The sequence below is a fragment of the Delftia sp. ASV31 genome, assembly GCF_016428765.1.
GTDB classification, from domain to species: domain Bacteria; phylum Pseudomonadota; class Gammaproteobacteria; order Burkholderiales; family Burkholderiaceae_C; genus Comamonas; species Comamonas acidovorans.
In genome coordinates this window covers 1-295 of sequence record NZ_JAELTK010000332.1, presented here as the reverse complement: position 1 = coordinate 295, position 295 = coordinate 1, and the positions used below count along the sequence as shown (strand labels likewise).

Here is a 295-nt window from a genome sequence, read left to right as displayed (position 1 = left end):
CCCCCCCCCCCCCCCCCCCCCCCCCCCCCCCCCCCCCCCCCCCCCCCCCCCCCCCCCCCCCCCCCCCCCCCCCCCCCCCCCCCCCCCCCCCCCCCCCCCCCCCCCCCTTTTTAATGACCCGGCGACCACCGAGATCTACACTGTTCGCATTTCGTCGGCAGCGTCAGATGTGTATAAGAGACAGGCGGGGCATCAACCTGCAGATCGAGTCGGGCGAGGTGTTCGGCATCATCGGCCGCAGCGGCGCGGGCAAAAGCTCGCTGGTGCGCTGCCTGAACCTGCTCAACCGCCCGAC

Annotated in this window: 1 protein-coding gene; it reads left to right on the top strand. The window is 74.9% G+C overall.

What is annotated here, in order from left to right; translation table 11 throughout:
* Positions 1 to 295: ATP-binding cassette domain-containing protein (locus JHD82_RS30225; RefSeq protein WP_233174974.1), on the top strand; the 295-nt coding region annotated here is incomplete at both ends.